The 14,794-nt window shown below is 63.4% G+C and carries 21 protein-coding genes; 10 read left to right on the top strand and 11 right to left on the bottom strand.

The features are described 5' to 3' along the window. Positions 1–8 precede the first annotated feature (8 nt). The 8 genes from hisG to IB229_RS21090 all read right to left on the bottom strand — a co-directional run bounded on the left by hisG (position 9) and on the right by IB229_RS21090 (position 5,415). A complete protein-coding gene (gene hisG, locus IB229_RS21125; protein WP_192331909.1) occupies positions 9–644 on the bottom strand; it encodes an ATP phosphoribosyltransferase in 636 nt (211 codons plus the stop codon). 83 nt (positions 645–727) lie between these two features. Further along, positions 728–1,993, bottom strand: a complete 1,266-nt coding sequence (gene murA, locus IB229_RS21120; RefSeq protein WP_192331908.1) for a UDP-N-acetylglucosamine 1-carboxyvinyltransferase — start codon at positions 1,991–1,993, stop codon at positions 728–730. A 22-nt stretch (positions 1,994–2,015) separates the two neighbouring features. Beyond that, positions 2,016–2,255 (bottom strand): BolA family protein, encoded by a 240-nt coding sequence (locus IB229_RS21115; RefSeq protein ID WP_192331907.1) that lies wholly within the window; start codon positions 2,253–2,255, stop codon positions 2,016–2,018. A 126-nt stretch (positions 2,256–2,381) separates the two neighbouring features. Further along, the gene (locus tag IB229_RS21110) at positions 2,382–2,690 is read right to left on the bottom strand and encodes a lipid asymmetry maintenance protein MlaB (RefSeq protein WP_192331906.1); all 309 of its coding nucleotides are present in this window, start codon (positions 2,688–2,690) and stop codon (positions 2,382–2,384) included. Continuing rightward, positions 2,683–3,330: a phospholipid-binding protein MlaC gene (locus tag IB229_RS21105; protein WP_192331905.1), complete on the bottom strand. Its 648-nt coding sequence runs from the start codon at positions 3,328–3,330 to the stop codon at positions 2,683–2,685. The genes IB229_RS21110 and IB229_RS21105 overlap by 8 nt, the downstream gene beginning before the upstream one ends. An 11-nt stretch (positions 3,331–3,341) precedes the next feature. Next, positions 3,342–3,809, bottom strand: coding sequence for an outer membrane lipid asymmetry maintenance protein MlaD (gene mlaD, locus IB229_RS21100; RefSeq protein WP_192331904.1), 468 nt, complete (start codon positions 3,807–3,809; stop codon positions 3,342–3,344). Continuing rightward, on the bottom strand, positions 3,809–4,606 hold the full coding sequence (mlaE, locus tag IB229_RS21095; protein ID WP_192331903.1) for a lipid asymmetry maintenance ABC transporter permease subunit MlaE: 798 nt from the start codon (positions 4,604–4,606) through the stop codon (positions 3,809–3,811). The genes mlaD and mlaE overlap by 1 nt, the downstream gene beginning before the upstream one ends. Then, the gene (locus tag IB229_RS21090; protein WP_192331902.1) at positions 4,606–5,415 is read right to left on the bottom strand and encodes an ABC transporter ATP-binding protein; all 810 of its coding nucleotides are present in this window, start codon (positions 5,413–5,415) and stop codon (positions 4,606–4,608) included. The genes mlaE and IB229_RS21090 overlap by 1 nt, the downstream gene beginning before the upstream one ends. Positions 5,416–5,661: 246 nt before the next feature. Between IB229_RS21090 and IB229_RS21085 the strand changes: the two genes are divergently transcribed. The 10 genes from IB229_RS21085 (at position 5,662) to IB229_RS21040 (ending at position 12,757) form a co-directional block, all read left to right on the top strand. Further along, positions 5,662–6,636 carry a KpsF/GutQ family sugar-phosphate isomerase gene (locus IB229_RS21085; RefSeq protein ID WP_192331901.1) on the top strand — a complete coding sequence of 325 codons (975 nt, stop codon included), beginning with the start codon at positions 5,662–5,664 and terminating at the stop codon, positions 6,634–6,636. Next, positions 6,637–7,176: a KdsC family phosphatase gene (locus IB229_RS21080; RefSeq protein ID WP_192331900.1), complete on the top strand. Its 540-nt coding sequence runs from the start codon at positions 6,637–6,639 to the stop codon at positions 7,174–7,176. Positions 7,177–7,184: 8 nt separating this feature from the next. After that, positions 7,185–7,754, top strand: coding sequence for an LPS export ABC transporter periplasmic protein LptC (gene lptC, locus IB229_RS21075; protein ID WP_192331899.1), 570 nt, complete (start codon positions 7,185–7,187; stop codon positions 7,752–7,754). Next, positions 7,741–8,289: a lipopolysaccharide transport periplasmic protein LptA gene (lptA, locus tag IB229_RS21070; RefSeq protein ID WP_192331898.1), complete on the top strand. Its 549-nt coding sequence runs from the start codon at positions 7,741–7,743 to the stop codon at positions 8,287–8,289. Before lptC ends, lptA begins: the two co-directional genes overlap by 14 nt. Further along, complete coding sequence (lptB, locus tag IB229_RS21065; protein ID WP_192331897.1) at positions 8,289–9,014, top strand: LPS export ABC transporter ATP-binding protein; 726 nt, start codon at positions 8,289–8,291, stop codon at positions 9,012–9,014. The genes lptA and lptB overlap by 1 nt, the downstream gene beginning before the upstream one ends. A 147-nt stretch (positions 9,015–9,161) precedes the next feature. Then, entirely contained in the window at positions 9,162–10,658 is a 1,497-nt protein-coding gene (locus IB229_RS21060; protein WP_192331896.1) for an RNA polymerase factor sigma-54, read from the top strand. A 157-nt stretch (positions 10,659–10,815) separates the two neighbouring features. After that, entirely contained in the window at positions 10,816–11,124 is a 309-nt protein-coding gene (gene hpf / locus IB229_RS21055; protein WP_192331895.1) for a ribosome hibernation-promoting factor, HPF/YfiA family, read from the top strand. Between the two features lie 13 nt (positions 11,125–11,137). After that, positions 11,138–11,602 (top strand): PTS IIA-like nitrogen regulatory protein PtsN, encoded by a 465-nt coding sequence (gene ptsN, locus IB229_RS21050; protein ID WP_192331894.1) that lies wholly within the window; start codon positions 11,138–11,140, stop codon positions 11,600–11,602. A gap of 10 nt (positions 11,603–11,612) precedes the next feature. Then, positions 11,613–12,470: an RNase adapter RapZ gene (gene rapZ, locus IB229_RS21045; RefSeq protein WP_192331893.1), complete on the top strand. Its 858-nt coding sequence runs from the start codon at positions 11,613–11,615 to the stop codon at positions 12,468–12,470. 14 nt (positions 12,471–12,484) lie between these two features. Continuing rightward, the gene (locus tag IB229_RS21040; RefSeq protein ID WP_192331892.1) at positions 12,485–12,757 is read left to right on the top strand and encodes an HPr family phosphocarrier protein; all 273 of its coding nucleotides are present in this window, start codon (positions 12,485–12,487) and stop codon (positions 12,755–12,757) included. Between the two features lie 27 nt (positions 12,758–12,784). On the opposite strand, the gene IB229_RS21035 is transcribed toward IB229_RS21040, so the two are convergent. The 3 genes from IB229_RS21035 to IB229_RS21025 are packed head-to-tail and all read right to left on the bottom strand — an operon-like array spanning position 12,785 to position 14,791. After that, on the bottom strand, positions 12,785–13,681 hold the full coding sequence (locus tag IB229_RS21035) for a ZIP family metal transporter (RefSeq protein WP_192331891.1): 897 nt from the start codon (positions 13,679–13,681) through the stop codon (positions 12,785–12,787). A 57-nt stretch (positions 13,682–13,738) separates the two neighbouring features. Beyond that, positions 13,739–14,350 carry a superoxide dismutase gene (locus IB229_RS21030; protein ID WP_192331890.1) on the bottom strand — a complete coding sequence of 204 codons (612 nt, stop codon included), beginning with the start codon at positions 14,348–14,350 and terminating at the stop codon, positions 13,739–13,741. A 12-nt stretch (positions 14,351–14,362) separates the two neighbouring features. After that, positions 14,363–14,791: a hypothetical protein gene (locus IB229_RS21025; RefSeq protein ID WP_192331889.1), complete on the bottom strand. Its 429-nt coding sequence runs from the start codon at positions 14,789–14,791 to the stop codon at positions 14,363–14,365. Positions 14,792–14,794 lie beyond the last annotated feature (3 nt).

Below are 14,794 nucleotides of genomic sequence, written 5' to 3'. Positions count from 1 at the left end.
CAGAGGGATCAGCTCGGGTGTCGGGATTCGACGGCGCTGCGCAGGGTGTCGATCAGCGCCTGGATGCGGCTGTGCTGCATCTTCATCGAAGCCTTGTTGACGATCAGCCGTGAGCTGATCGTGGCGATCAGTTCCTGGGCTTCCAGGCCGTTGGCGCGCAGGGTGTTGCCAGTGTCGACCACGTCGATGATCTTGTCGGCCAGGCCCACCAGCGGCGCCAGCTCCATGGAGCCGTACAGCTTGATCACGTCGACCTGACGGCCCTGTTCGGCGTAGTAGCGCTTGGCGACGTTGACGAACTTGGTGGCCACGCGCAGACGGCCCTTGGGCTCCGGCGCGCCGACCTTGCCGGCGGTCATCAGCTTGCACTTGGCGATGCGCAGATCGAGCGGCTCGTACAGGCCCTGGCCACCGTATTCGAGCAGCACATCCTTGCCGGCCACGCCAATATCGGCGGCGCCATGTTCGACATAGGTCGGCACGTCGGTGGCACGGACGATGAGCAGCTGCACATCTTCCAGGGTGGTGGGGATGATCAGCTTGCGGCTCTTGTCCGGATTTTCGGTCGGCACAATGCCGGCCTCGGCCAGCAGCGGCAGGGTGTCATCGAGGATGCGACCTTTGGACAGCGCGATGGTGAGCATTGCTAAACCTAATCCTTAGAAGCGCTTTGAATCTGGCGCTGGCGAGCACGAGCCCGCCAGCGCAGCACTGGAGCGACCCGCAACTAGCCCGGAACGCGGCGAATCTTGGCGCCCAGCAGTTGCAGTTTTTCCTCGATGCACTCGTAGCCACGATCGATGTGGTAGATGCGGTCGATCAGGGTTTCGCCCTCGGCGACCAGTGCGGCGATCACCAGGCTGGCAGATGCACGCAGGTCGGTGGCCATCACGGGCGCGCCCTTGAGGCTCTGCTCGCCGGTGACGATGGCGGTGTTGCCTTCGACCAGGATCTGCGCGCCCATGCGGTTCATCTCGTAGACGTGCATGAAGCGGTTCTCGAACACCGTCTCGATGACGGTACCGGTGCCCTCGGCGATGGCGTTGAGGGAGATGAACTGCGCCTGCATGTCGGTCGGGAAGGCCGGGTACGGCGCGGTGCGCACGTTGACCGCCTTCGGCCGCTTGCCCTTCATGTCCAGCTCGATCCAGTCCTTGCCGGTGGTGATTTCCGCGCCGGCTTCCTGCAGCTTGGCCAGTACGGCCTCGAGGATGGTCGGATCGGTATCCTTCAGTTTGACCCGGCCGCCAGTGGCGGCAGCCGCGACCAGATAGGTCCCGGTCTCGATACGGTCGGGCATCACGCTGTAACGACCGCCACCCAGGCGCTCGACGCCGTCGATGGTGATGGTGTCGGTGCCGGCGCCGCTGACCTTGCCGCCCATGGCGTTGATGAAGTTGGCCAGGTCGACCACCTCCGGCTCGCGCGCGGCGTTTTCCAGCACGGTGCGACCACGGGCCAGGGCAGCGGCCATCATGATGTTCTCGGTACCGGTCACGCTGACGATATCGAAGAAGAAGTGCGCGCCACGCAGGCCGCCTTCCGGCGCCTTGGCCTTGATGTAGCCGCCTTCGACGTCGATCTTCGCGCCCATGGCTTCGAGGCCACGGATGTGCAGGTCGACCGGACGCGAGCCGATGGCGCAACCGCCGGGCAATGCGACTTCGGCTTCACCGAAACGGGCAACCATCGGACCCAGTACCAGGATCGAGGCGCGCATGGTCTTCACCAGCTCGTAAGGCGCGATCAGAGTCTTGATGCTGCTGGCATCGACTTCGACGCTGAGCTTCTCGTCGATGATCGGCTGCACACCCATGCGCCCGAACAGCTCGATCATGGTGGTGATGTCGTGCAGGTGCGGCAGGTTGCACACGGTGACCGGGGTGTCGGCCAGCAGGGTGGCCGCGAGAATCGGCAGGGCGGAGTTCTTCGCCCCGGAGATGCGGATTTCGCCATTCAGGCGGATGCCGCCGGTAATAATCAGTTTGTCCATTTGGATCTCGCTGCCCGCAGGCTCAGGAACGCTCGGCCCAGGCGGCCTGGCTGAAGAATTTCATGGTCACGGCATGGATGGCGCCACTGGCGATCCACTCGTTGAGATGGGCGTAAATCTGCTGCTGGCGCTTGACCGGGCTGAGGGCGGCCAGCTCGTCGCTGATCAGGTTCAGCTGGAAATTGCAGCCCTCGCCTTCCACCTCGACCCGGGTACCGGGCATCTTTGCTTCCAGGAGGCTCTTAACTTCAACGGCCTGCATGCTCAACCTCGATCGACGCTAAAGAATTCATGGCGGGCCAAGGCTCGCGGGCCGGCCATGATACAAAAAAGCCCCCCGCCTGCGAAGCCCGCAACCGGGCGCGCTGACGGAGGGCCCTGCAGCCTCTCAAGCGTGCGGGGTCAGCACGTCGAGCAGGCCGGACACCTTGGCGATGCCCTGCATGTCCGCCGGCAGGCCGCGAATCGACAGGCTGCGGCCGACAGCGCGGGCGTCACGCAGGTACGCCAGCAGCAACGACAGGCCGACACTGCTGGATTTCTCCACCGCCGAGCAGTCGAGTACCAGCGCAGGCGCCGTGCTTTCCTTGATCAGCTTGCGCCCGCTGTCGCGCAGCTCCGGTCCGCTGCGGTAGTCGAGCACCCCGCTGAGCCGCAGCTCGCCGGTGCCGACCGCCGTGATCGCGGCCTCACTCATGCCCGGCCGCCTTCTGGCCTTCTTCGGTCTGCTTGGCCTTGGCGACGATCTCGGCCCAGCCGTCGATGGTCTTGTCCAGATCGTTGCCGTTGCGCTGCATGCTGTCGGCGAACTGGTCGCGGAACAGCTTGCCGATGTTGATGCCGTTGATGATCACGTTGCGCAGCATCCACTGGCCGTCGTTCTGCACCATGGTGTAGGACACCGGGTAGACCGCGCCCTTCTTGTCCTTCACTTCCATACCCACAGTGGCGCGGCCGCCTTCTTCGCTCTTCGCCGGCAGCACGCGGATGCCCTGGTTGTCGTACTCCAGCAACGCGTTGCCGTAGAACTGCATCAGGCTGCGCTTGAAGTTCTCCTCGAAGCGCTTCATCTGCTCCGGGGTGGCCTTGCGCGAGTACTTGACGGTCATGATGCTGCGCGAGATGCCGTCGCTGTCGACCACCGGGCCAAGGATCTCGTTGAGTGCGTCATAGAACGCCTGCGGGTTCTGCTTGTAGCTGTCCTTGTTGGTTTTCAGGTCAGCGAGCAGTTTGTCGGTCGTCTGCTGCACCACTTCGTGGGCGCCAGGCGCGGCCAGCGCAAACAGCGGCAGGGCGGCGAGCAGCACCAGCAGGCCGCGACGCAAGGTAGTGATCATGGAGAAGGTCCTCATTTGCTTTCTTTGTTGACCGAATTGATCAGGAACTTGCCGATCAGGTCTTCCAGCACCAGCGCCGACTGCGTGTCGTGGATGGTGCCACCGTCCGCCAGCAGATCCTCCTCGCCACCGACACTGATGCCGATGTACTTCTCGCCCAGCAGGCCGGCGGTGAGGATGGAAGCGGTTGAATCGGTGGGCAGATTGTCCACGCGTTTTTCCAGCTCCATGGTCACGCGACCGGTGTAGCTGTCACGGTCCAGATCGATGGCGGTGACCTTGCCGATGGTCACACCGGCCATGGTCACCTTAGCTCTGACCGTCAAACCGGCAATATTGTCGAAATGCGCGTACAGCTTGTAGGTTTCTTCCGAACTGCCGGGCGACAGGCCGCTGACGCGCAGGGCAAGAAGCAGCAGGGCCAGCAGGCCTGCCAGCAGGAACAGACCCACGCCGATTTCCAGGGAGCGGCTTTGCATCAGATATCTCCAAACATCAGGGCGGTCAGAATAAAGTCGAGGCCAAGCACGGCCAGCGAGGCGTAAACCACGGTCTTGGTCGTGGCGCGGCTGATGCCTTCGGAGGTCGGCTCGCAGTCATAGCCCTGGAACACGGCGATCCAGGTCACCACGAAGGCAAATACGACGCTCTTGATCACGCCGTTGAGCACATCGTCCATGAAGTCCACGCTGTTCTGCATGTTCGACCAGAACGACCCCTCGTACACCCCCAGCCAGTCCACGGCGACCATCGCCCCGCCCCAGATACCGACCACGCTGAAGATCGCGGCCAGCAGCGGCATGGAGATGAACCCGGCCCACAGACGCGGGGCAATGATGTACTTCAGCGGATCGACACCGATCATTTCCAGGCTGGAAATCTGCTCGGTGGACTTCATGTTGCCGATCTCGGCCGTCAGCGCCGAACCGGCGCGACCGGCAAACAGCAGACCGGTCACCACCGGGCCCAGCTCGCGTAGAAGAGTCAGGGCAACCATCTGCCCCACCGCTTGCTCAGACCCGTAGGCAGTCAGAATGTTGTAGCCCTGCAGCGCCAGCACCATGCCGATGAACAGGCCGGCCACCACGATGATTGGCAGCGACAGCACACCGATCGAGTACAGCTGGCGAATCAGCAGTTGAGTGCCGTTGCGCAGGCCGCTGCGACCGAACAGAGAACTCAGGAGGAACAGCAGCGAGCGCCCCAGAGTGCCGACCACGTCGATCCCGGAGCGGCCGAACAGGCGCACGCGCTCGAGCGGAGAAGACTTACGCATCAAGGCGCTCCCAACAGGTCGTCAAGGTAATCCGGCGCGGGGTAATGGAACGGCACCGGGCCGTCGGGAATCCCCTTCATGAATTGCTGGATGCGCGGGTTGTCCGAACTCATCAGTTCCGCCGGGGTGCCCTGACCGAGCACTTGACCATCACCAACCACATAGAGGTAGTCGGCAATGCTGGCGGTTTCGGCCAGGTCGTGGGACACCACGATGCTGGTGATACCCAGTGCGTCGTTGAGCAGGCGGATCAGGCGCACCAGCACGCCCATGGCGATCGGGTCCTGGCCGACGAACGGCTCGTCGTACATGAGGATCTGCGGGTCCAGGGCAATCGCCCGGGCGAGCGCGACGCGCCGCTTCATGCCGCCGGACAGCTCGTCCGGCATCAGTTCGACAGCGCCCCGCAGGCCCACGGCCTGCAGCTTCAGCAGCACGATGTCGCGAATCATCTCGTCAGACAGGCGGGTATGCACGCGCAGCGGAAATGCCACGTTTTCGAACACATCGAGATCGGTGAACAGTGCGCCGCTCTGGAACAGCACGCCGAACTGCTTGCGCATGTCGAACAGATCGGCTCGCGACAGGGTCGGCAGATTCTGCCCGTTGACCCAGACTTCACCGGCGGCGGGCTTGAGCTGCGCGGCGATCAGGCGCAGCAGCGTGGTCTTGCCGCAGCCGGAAGGCCCCATGATGCCGGTGACCTTGCCGCGCGGGATACGGATATCGACGTTGTCAAAGATGGTGCGGGCGCCACGCTTGAAGGTCAGGCCCTTCAACTCGACAGCGTAAGCATTATCGGCGCTCATCCAAACTCCTTGTGAAACGGCCATTCCCTGGAACAGACGCAGCATTCCCGAACCGGGACACTACGCACACAGGCTGGCCGAACAGGGCGCGCAATATACCACTGCCGCCTTGCGCGCCCCAAGGCGCTGCAATGATTTCAGGCAATTGCGGCCTACTGCGCAGCACGTCGATACCATCAGGGGTGAGGCATTCCACCTTTCCCGTTATAATCTCGCACTTTTCTGCCGGCCACCGTGAACCCTGCCATGAGCCAGTCCAGCGATCTGATCCAGTCCGCCCAACGCACCATCCGCCTCGAACTGGAGGCCATTCAAGACCTGCTCGCCCGCATCAACGGCGACTTCGTCCGTGCGTGCGAACTGCTGCTGGCCTGCAAGGGCCGCATCGTCGTGGTAGGCATGGGCAAGTCCGGCCACGTCGGCAACAAGATTGCCGCCACCCTGGCCAGTACCGGCACACCAGCGTTCTTCGTGCATCCGGCCGAGGCCAGTCACGGCGACATGGGCATGATCACCCGTGACGATGTCGTGGTTGCCCTGTCCAACTCCGGCTCCACTGCCGAGATCGTCACCCTGCTGCCGCTGATCAAGCGCCTGGGCATCACCCTCATCAGCATGACCGGCAACCCGGAATCGCCGCTGGCCAAGGCCGCCGAAGTCAACCTGGACGCCCGCGTGGCCCAGGAAGCCTGTCCACTGAATCTGGCACCCACTTCTTCCACCACCGTATCACTGGTCCTCGGCGACGCCCTGGCCATTGCCCTGCTCGAGGCCCGCGGCTTCACCGCCGAGGATTTCGCCTTCTCCCATCCCGGTGGCGCACTGGGCCGCCGCCTGCTGCTCAAGGTGGAGAACGTCATGCACGCCGGCGAACGCCTGCCACTGGTTGGCCGGGGCACGTCGCTGCGCGATGCACTGCTGGAAATGACCCGCAAGGGCCTCGGCATGACCGTGATCATCGAAGCCGACGGCAAACTGGCCGGGATCTTCACCGACGGCGACCTGCGTCGCACCCTGGACAAGGGCATCGACGTGCGCAATGCGATCATCGACGACGTCATGACCGTGCACGGCAAGACCGCCCGCGCCGAGATGCTCGCCGCCGAAGCGCTGAGAATCATGGAAGACCACAAGATAAACTCGCTGGTCGTGACCGACGACGCCGACACGCCTGTCGGCGCCCTCAACATGCACGACCTTCTGCGCGCCGGAGTACTCTGAATGAGCGATGCAGCGAAACACGATGAACTGGCGCAGCGCGCCAAAGCGGTGAAGCTGGCGATCTTCGACGTCGACGGTGTGCTCACCGATGGCCGCCTGTACTTCCTCACCGACGGCAGCGAATTCAAGACCTTCAACACCCTCGACGGCCACGGCATCAAGATGCTGATCAACTCCGGCGTGCGCACCGCGATCATCAGCGGACGCAAGACGCCGGTGGTCGAGCGCCGCGCGCAGAACCTCGGCATCCAGCACCTGTATCAGGGTCGCGAAGACAAGCTGGTGGTGCTCGACGAACTGCTCGGCGAGCTGGGCCTGAGCTACGAACAGGTCGCCTACCTGGGCGACGACCTGCCCGACCTGCCGGTGATTCGCCGCGTCGGCCTGGGCATGGCGGTAGCCAGTGCGGACGGTTTCGTTCGCCAGCACGCCCACGGGGTCACGGCGGCACGCGGCGGCGAAGGTGCCGCACGCGAGTTCTGTGAATTGATCATGCGCGCCCAGGGCAGTCTAGACGCCGCCCAGGCCGCCTACCTCTAGGATCAGCCATGTTCGCCAAACTGCGCCGCCCCGTGATTTTCACCCTGATCGCCGCCCTGCTGGTCGCCGTTGGCTACTGGAACATCCGCCCGGAGAGTTTCATGGAGCGGCAGACCGTCGCCGAGGCCGAAAGCGCGGTCGACTTCTACGCCATCAACGCCAGCACCCAGCAATACCAGGAAGACGGCCAGCTGCACTACGAGATGACCGCCGAAAAACTGGAGCACCTCAAGGCCAGCGACGTGACCCTGGTGAGCAAGCCCGACCTGCAGCTGTACCGTGGCACGCCCTACCCATGGCATATCCAGAGCGCGCGCGGCGAAGTCGCCCCGGAGGGCAAGGAAGTCGAGCTGATCGACGATGTGCGCATCGCACGCACCGACGCCAAGGGCCGCCCCACCGTGATCACCAGCAGCCGCATGACGGTATTTCCCGATAAGGAATATGCGCAAACCCGGCAAGCCGTTAGAATCGAGGCCGCCAACGGGGTGACCACGGCAAAAGGAATGAAAGCGTACATGAATGACGGCAGGATCAACCTGCTGTCCAACGTAAGAGGCCAGCATGAGGTTCGTTAAAACCCTCCCCCTACTGTTCATCGGCCTCGGCGCAGCGCTTGGAAGCGCAAGTACCTGGGCCCTGCCAAGCGACCGCGATCAACCGATCCGCGTCCAGGCCGACAGCGCTGAACTGGACGACAAACAAGGCGTGGCCGTGTATCGCGGCGGCGTCGTCATCACCCAGGGCACCATGAAGATCACCGGCGACACGGTGACCATCACCCAGGACGCCAACGGCGAAGTCGAAGTGTTCACCTCGGTTGGCCGCCCGGCCTACTACGAGCAGAAACCGGCTGCCGACAAGCAGATCGTCAAGGCATACGGCCTGACCATCCAGTATTTCGCCAGCAACGAGCGCATCGTGCTGATCGACCAGGCCAAGGTGATTCAGGAAGGCAACACCTTCGAAGGCGAGAAGATCGTCTATGACACCCAGCGCCAGATCGTCAACGCCGGCCGCGCCAATGGCACCTCGGTAAGCACGCCGCGTCCGCGTATCGACATGGTCATCCAGCCGCGCAAGAAAACCGGCCAGCCGGAGCAAGGGCAGTAATGGCAACCCTGAAAGCGCAACACCTGGCGAAGAGCTACAAGGGCCGACAGGTCGTTCGCGACGTCAGCCTGTCCATCGACAGCGGCCAGATCGTCGGCCTGCTCGGCCCCAACGGTGCCGGCAAGACCACCTGTTTCTACATGATCGTCGGCCTGGTACAGGCCGATCAGGGGCGCGTGCTGATCGACGACCTCGACGTCAGCCACCAGCCCATGCACGGTCGCGCACGCGTCGGTATCGGCTACCTGCCGCAGGAAGCCTCGATCTTCCGCAAGCTGTCGGTGGCCGACAACATCATGGCCATCCTGGAAACCCGCAAGGATCTTGACCGCGACGGGCGCAAGGCCGCACTGGAGACCCTGCTGCAGGAATTCCATATCAGCCACATCCGCGACAGCCTGGGCATGAGCCTGTCCGGCGGTGAACGCCGCCGCGTGGAAATTGCCCGCGCCCTGGCGACCGAGCCGAAATTCATCCTGCTCGACGAACCCTTTGCCGGTGTCGACCCGATTTCCGTCGGCGACATCAAGCAGATCATTCATCACCTCAAGGCCAAAGGCATCGGCGTACTGATCACCGATCACAACGTGCGCGAAACGCTCGACATCTGCGAGACCGCCTACATTGTCAACGATGGCCAGCTGATCGCCGAAGGCGACGCCGAGAGCATTCTGGCCAACCAGCTGGTGAAAGAAGTCTACCTCGGACACGAATTCCGCCTCTGACACAGGCACGCGCTTCACTACATGGATGTTGTCAAGCCTAGGCAAAGCCGAAAGTTTTGGGCATATAATTTGCTTATTGGCGGCGCCTCGGCGCCCTGTAGTGAATGGCGCGCTTGCGCCAGCAAATAAGGTGCAAAGCTTCCTGCCATGAAACCCTCGCTAGTCCTCAAGATGGGCCAGCAGCTGACGATGACACCGCAGCTGCAGCAAGCCATTCGCCTACTCCAGCTGTCGACCCTGGACCTGCAACAGGAAATCCAGGAGGCCCTGGAGTCCAATCCCATGCTCGAGCGCCAGGAGGAAGGAGAGGACTTCGACAACTCCGACCCCATGGCCGACGGCAGCGAAGAACAGGTCAACCAACCGGTTCAGGAAGCGATCTACCAGGAAACCAACAGCACCAGCGCCGATTCGATCGAAGACGGCGAGTGGAACGAGCGCATCCCTAACGAGCTGCCGGTCGATACCGCCTGGGAAGACGTCTACCAGACCAGCGCCAGCAGCCTGCCGAGTAACGATGACGACGAGTGGGACTTCACCACCCGCACTTCCGCCGGCGAGAGCCTGCAGACTCACCTGTTGTGGCAACTCAATCTGGCGCCGATGTCGGATACCGACCGCCTGATCGCCGTGACCCTGATCGACTGCATCAACAACCAGGGCTACCTGGAAGAATCGCTCGAGGAAATCGTCGACGCCTTCGATCCTGAAATGGACGTCGAGCTGGACGAAGTGGAGGCGGTGCTGCATCGCATCCAGCAGTTCGAACCCGCGGGTATTGGTGCCCGCGACCTGCGCGAATGCCTGCTGCTGCAACTGCGTCAGTTGCCGGCAAATACGCCCTGGCTGGCCGAGGCCAACCGCCTCGCCGGTGATCACCTCGACCTGCTCGGCAGCCGCGACTACAGCCAGCTGATGCGCCGCATGAAGCTCAAGGAAGACGAGCTGCGACAGGTCATCGAACTGATCCAGAGCCTCAACCCGCGCCCCGGTTCGCAGATCGAGTCCAGCGAGCCGGAATACGTGGTGCCGGACGTGATCGTGCGCAAGCACAACGAGCGCTGGCTGGTCGAGTTGAACCAGGAGTCCGTGCCGCGCCTGCGCGTCAACCCGCAGTACGCCGGCTTCGTGCGTCGCGCCGACTCCAGCGCCGACAACACCTTCATGCGCAACCAGCTGCAGGAGGCCCGCTGGTTCATCAAGAGCCTGCAGAGCCGCAACGAAACCCTGATGAAAGTCGCCACGCAGATCGTCGAGCATCAGCGCGGCTTCCTCGAGTATGGCGACGAGGCGATGAAGCCCCTGGTCCTGCACGACATCGCCGAGGCGGTAGGCATGCATGAGTCGACCATCTCGCGCGTCACCACGCAGAAATTCATGCACACCCCGCGCGGCATTTACGAGTTGAAGTACTTCTTCTCCAGCCACGTCAGCACCTCCGAAGGCGGTGAATGCTCCTCCACCGCGATCCGCGCCATCATCAAGAAACTGGTCGCCGCGGAAAACGCGAAAAAGCCGTTGAGTGACAGCAAGATCGCTGGTTTACTGGAAGCACAGGGCATTCAGGTTGCTCGTCGCACAGTCGCCAAATACCGCGAATCCCTCGGGATAGCGCCTTCGAGCGAACGCAAACGACTGATGTGATGTGGCACTGAGGGAGGGCTTTTGCACAACCGGCCAGGCTGACGACACGCTTCCGCAGCGCGCCCCAGACCTGTTGTGCAAGAGCCCTCTCAGCCAGAGTGTTACGGTGGCAGGCCCGCTAGCCTGTCTCTTACACACGGCAACAAGGAGAAGCGGTATGCAAGTCAACATCAGTGGACATCAACTGGATGTGACCGACGCCCTGCGCGACTATGTCGGCGAGAAACTCAGCCGGCTGGAGCGCCATTTCGACAAGATCACCAATGTGCAGGTGACCCTGGAGGTCGAGAAGCTCAAACAGAAAATCGAAGCGACCCTGCACATCGCCGGAGGCGAAGTGGTCGCCAACGCAGAACACGAAGACATGTATGCGGCGATCGATCTGCTCGCCGACAAACTCGACCGCCAACTGATCAAGCACAAGGAAAAGCAGCTGGGTCGCCTGCAAGGCGCCGCAGCCCGCTGATACCTACCCACACATGATCCGACTCGAAAACATCCTGACCGCCGGCCGTTCCCTCGTGAACGTGCCGGGCGGCAGTAAAAAACGCGTTCTAGAACAGATTGCCAACCTGGTTGCGCGTGAATTGCCTGACCTCGATGGGCAAGACATCTTCGAAAGCCTGATTGCCCGTGAAAAGCTCGGCTCCACCGGCTTCGGCAACGGCATCGCCATTCCCCACTGCCGCCTGCCCGGCTGTACTGCGCCGATAAGCGCCGTGCTGCGTCTGGAAGCGTCGGTCGATTTCGACGCCATCGACGGTGCACCGGTCGACCTGCTGTTCGTTCTCCTGGTGCCGGAAGCGGCCACCGACGAGCACCTCGAACTGCTCCGGCAGATCGCCAGCATGCTCGACCGCGCCGATGTGCGCGAACGCCTGCGTCAGGCGCAGAGCAGCGAGGATCTCTACCGGGTCGTCGTCGACGTGCAGAACGGCCAGTAGGAGCGCGGTCATGCGCCTGATCATCGTCAGCGGTCGCTCCGGCTCGGGCAAGAGCACCGCCCTCGATGTACTGGAGGACAACGGTTTCTACTGCATCGACAACCTGCCCGCCGGCCTGTTGCCCGAGCTGGCGCAAAGCGCCCTGCTGCAAACCGAACTGATGCACCCGCAAGTGGCCGTGTCGATCGACGCGCGCAACCTGCCCAGCCAGCTGCGGCGCTTCCCAGAACTGCTCGAGGAAGTCCGCGCCCGGCATATCGTCTGCGACGTGCTCTATCTGGATGCCGATGAGGAGACCCTGCTCAAGCGCTTCTCCGAGACCCGCCGGCGCCACCCGCTGACCAACGAAAGCCGTGCCCTGGCCGAAGCCATCCGTGATGAAGAGCTGCTGCTCGCACCGATCACCGACCTGGCCGACCTGAAGATCGACACCACCCACCTGAACCTCTATCAGTTGCGCGACACCATCAAGCTGCGCCTGCTGAACAAGCCGGAGCCGGGTACCGCGTTTCTCATCGAGTCGTTCGGCTTCAAGCGCGGCATGCCGGTCGACGCCGACCTGGTATTCGATGTGCGTTGCCTGCCCAACCCGTACTGGAAGCCCGATCTGCGCGAAATGTCCGGCCTGGAACAACCGGTGGCCGAGTACCTCGCGGCGCAGCCGGATGTCGAGGAGATGTACCAGGACATCCACGCCTACCTGAGCAAATGGCTGCCGCGCTTCGCTGCCAGCAACCGCGCCTACGTGACCATCGCGATTGGCTGCACCGGTGGTCATCACCGCTCGGTATACTTGGCCAACCGCCTGGGCGAAGCGCTCAAGCCGACCCTGAAGAACGTCCAGGTTCGCCATCGAGACCTACACTAAGGATCCCCTGCGCAATGCCTGCCTGTGAAATCACCATCATCAACAAACTCGGCCTGCATGCCCGTGCAGCGGCCAAGTTCGTTGGCGTGGCCGGGCGCTTTCCCTGCCAGATCCGCGCCGGCCGTTCGCCGGAGAGCCTGGTGGACGGCAAGAGCATCATGGCGGTGATGATGCTGGCCGCCGGCAAGGGCACCACCCTGCACCTGCACACCGAAGGCGAGCAGGATGACAACGCGTTGAATGCGCTGATCGAGCTGATCAACAACAAGTTCGACGAAGGCGAGTAATCCTCGCCTCCCCCGCCGCCAGCCGACTCAGGCCAGCGCGGTGTCCATCACCATCATCAGACAGAACCCTGCCGCCAGGCCCATGCTGGCCTCTGCCTCGAAGCCCTTGCGATGGGATTCGGGGATAATCTCGTGAGTCACCGCAAACAGCATCGCCCCCGCCGCCAGCGCCAATCCCCAGGGCAGCAGCAGCGCCGACACCCCGACCAGCCAGGCGCACAGCACGGCGAACACCGGCTCGACCAGCCCTGACGCCGCGCCGATCAGCAGCGCCTTGCCGCGCCCCATGCCGGCACCGGCGAGCACCAGGGAAATGATCAACCCTTCCGGCAGATCCTGCAGCGCAATGCCCATCGCCAGGCTGTCGGCACCGGGCAAACCGGCACCCGCGGACACGCCGACCGCCATGCCCTCGGGAATGTTGTGCAGGACCACGGCGATGACGAACAACAAGATCCGCGGCGGAATCGGCTGACGGCCATCCTCACGCACCTCGAGATTCGGCTGCGGCAGCAGCCGACCAAGGCCGAACAGCGCGCTGGCGCCGATCAGCACACCGAGGCTGGCAAGAAAGCCGGCACCCCACTTGGTGAAGCCCAGGTCACCCGCCGCATCCAGCGCCGGAATCAGCAGGGAGAATACCGTGGCCGCCAGCATCACCCCGCCGCCGAAGCCGAGCAGGGTGTCGGTCATGCGCACGGAGATCCCGCGCATGAACAGCACCGGCAGCGCACCGAGCGCCGTGCCCAGCGCGCACAGCATGCCGCCCTGCAGCGCCCGCCACAGTTGCGGCTCGATGACCAGCGTGGCCGCAGCCGCCTGCATCAGCAGCAGCGTGCTGCCGCTGAGCACCACGGTGAATCCCAGCACATAGCGCAGGGTGCGACTGTTGGTGTTGGAAAAACTCTGCAGCAAGGTTCGCATGAACACCCTTAGATTCAACTGTGCTACGGCCTCCCGGCCTCGGCTGGCGGCGATTTATCAGGCCAGGGCGGCCTGATAGCGGCGAGCGACCTCGGCCCAATCGATGACGTTGTAGAACGCACCGATGTATTCCGGGCGGCGGTTCTGGTACCGCAGGTAGTAGGCGTGCTCCCACACGTCCAGCCCGAGGATCGGCGTATTGCCGTGCATCAGCGGGCTGTCCTGGTTGGCGCTGCTCTCCACCACCAGGGTCTTGCCCGGGGTCACGCTGAGCCAGGCCCAGCCACTGCCGAAACGGCTCAGCGCCGCTTTGGTGAAGGCTTCCTTGAACGCAGCAAAACCACCCAAATGACTGTCGATTGCGCCCGCCAGCTCGCCCTGTGGCTCACCACCGCCCTGCGGTGACATCACCAGCCAGAACAGGCTGTGGTTGGCGTGCCCGCCGCCCTGGTTGATCACCGCGGCCTGCAGGTTCGCCGGCACTTCGGCCAGACGCAGGAGCAGTTCCTCGACCGGCAGTGCGGCCCAGGTGCTGCCCTCTAGTGCCGCATTGAGGTTGTTGATGTAGGTCTGGTGGTGCTTGCTGTGGTGGATTTCCATGGTCTGCGCATCAAGATGCGGCTCCAGGGCGTCGTAGGCATAGGGCAATGGGGGCAGGCTGTGCGGCATGGTCTAGCTCCTTTAGTGACGGCTGGGCGCTACCAACCGGTCGACTTTCGGCGCGTGGCCGAGCAGGCGATCGGTTCGTGGATAGGCGCCGTACTCGCTGATGAAGTGCAGCAATTCGGTGTAGGTGCGGCGGCTGTGGCGCAGCGCCACGTCGCGCAGGGTCGGCGGCAGATCGGGATTGGCCGCGGCCTGCAGCAGACGTTCGTGGCTGGCGCAGAGGTTCTCGGCCGCCTCTTCCGGCTGGCCGAGACGCAAGTGCAGGTCAGCCAGGTTATGGTGGGAAATGACGAAGGCGGCGACGATCGACTCGGCGTCGCCCCAGCGTTCGAGCAGCAACTGCGCTTCCGCCAGGGCTTGCAGGTAGTGTTCGCGTGCGGCGACCCAATCGCCGCCGTGGAAGCAGCGATTACCCGTCTCGATGGTTCGTTTCCAATGCTCCATTCG

The organism is Pseudomonas sp. PDM14 (genome assembly GCF_014851905.1).
Taxonomy (GTDB): Bacteria; Pseudomonadota; Gammaproteobacteria; order Pseudomonadales; family Pseudomonadaceae; genus Aquipseudomonas.
Note: the sequence above shows the minus strand (reverse complement) of the source record. Positions and strands in the feature narration are given on the sequence as shown.

What these genes read in the sequence shown, in the direction of transcription:
- IB229_RS21090 (WP_192331902.1), bottom strand. Translation starts at nt 5,415, where the DNA reads ATGAGCGCCGATAATGCTTACGCTGTCGAGTTGAAGGGCCTGACCTTC.
- lptA (WP_192331898.1), top strand. Translation starts at nt 7,741, where the DNA reads ATGAGGTTCGTTAAAACCCTCCCCCTACTGTTCATCGGCCTCGGCGCA.
- IB229_RS21060 (WP_192331896.1), top strand. Translation starts at nt 9,162, where the DNA reads ATGAAACCCTCGCTAGTCCTCAAGATGGGCCAGCAGCTGACGATGACA.
- rapZ (WP_192331893.1), top strand. Translation starts at nt 11,613, where the DNA reads ATGCGCCTGATCATCGTCAGCGGTCGCTCCGGCTCGGGCAAGAGCACC.
- IB229_RS21105 (WP_192331905.1), bottom strand. Translation starts at nt 3,330, where the DNA reads ATGATCACTACCTTGCGTCGCGGCCTGCTGGTGCTGCTCGCCGCCCTG.
- lptB (WP_192331897.1), top strand. Translation starts at nt 8,289, where the DNA reads ATGGCAACCCTGAAAGCGCAACACCTGGCGAAGAGCTACAAGGGCCGA.
- mlaE (WP_192331903.1), bottom strand. Translation starts at nt 4,606, where the DNA reads ATGCGTAAGTCTTCTCCGCTCGAGCGCGTGCGCCTGTTCGGCCGCTCC.
- IB229_RS21030 (WP_192331890.1), bottom strand. Translation starts at nt 14,350, where the DNA reads ATGCCGCACAGCCTGCCCCCATTGCCCTATGCCTACGACGCCCTGGAG.
- IB229_RS21110 (WP_192331906.1), bottom strand. Translation starts at nt 2,690, where the DNA reads ATGAGTGAGGCCGCGATCACGGCGGTCGGCACCGGCGAGCTGCGGCTC.
- hpf (WP_192331895.1), top strand. Translation starts at nt 10,816, where the DNA reads ATGCAAGTCAACATCAGTGGACATCAACTGGATGTGACCGACGCCCTG.
- IB229_RS21080 (WP_192331900.1), top strand. Translation starts at nt 6,637, where the DNA reads ATGAGCGATGCAGCGAAACACGATGAACTGGCGCAGCGCGCCAAAGCG.
- ptsN (WP_192331894.1), top strand. Translation starts at nt 11,138, where the DNA reads ATGATCCGACTCGAAAACATCCTGACCGCCGGCCGTTCCCTCGTGAAC.
- IB229_RS21025 (WP_192331889.1), bottom strand. Translation starts at nt 14,791, where the DNA reads ATGGAGCATTGGAAACGAACCATCGAGACGGGTAATCGCTGCTTCCAC.
- mlaD (WP_192331904.1), bottom strand. Translation starts at nt 3,809, where the DNA reads ATGCAAAGCCGCTCCCTGGAAATCGGCGTGGGTCTGTTCCTGCTGGCA.
- lptC (WP_192331899.1), top strand. Translation starts at nt 7,185, where the DNA reads ATGTTCGCCAAACTGCGCCGCCCCGTGATTTTCACCCTGATCGCCGCC.
- hisG (WP_192331909.1), bottom strand. Translation starts at nt 644, where the DNA reads ATGCTCACCATCGCGCTGTCCAAAGGTCGCATCCTCGATGACACCCTG.
- IB229_RS21035 (WP_192331891.1), bottom strand. Translation starts at nt 13,681, where the DNA reads ATGCGAACCTTGCTGCAGAGTTTTTCCAACACCAACAGTCGCACCCTG.
- IB229_RS21085 (WP_192331901.1), top strand. Translation starts at nt 5,662, where the DNA reads ATGAGCCAGTCCAGCGATCTGATCCAGTCCGCCCAACGCACCATCCGC.
- murA (WP_192331908.1), bottom strand. Translation starts at nt 1,993, where the DNA reads ATGGACAAACTGATTATTACCGGCGGCATCCGCCTGAATGGCGAAATC.
- IB229_RS21040 (WP_192331892.1), top strand. Translation starts at nt 12,485, where the DNA reads ATGCCTGCCTGTGAAATCACCATCATCAACAAACTCGGCCTGCATGCC.
- IB229_RS21115 (WP_192331907.1), bottom strand. Translation starts at nt 2,255, where the DNA reads ATGCAGGCCGTTGAAGTTAAGAGCCTCCTGGAAGCAAAGATGCCCGGT.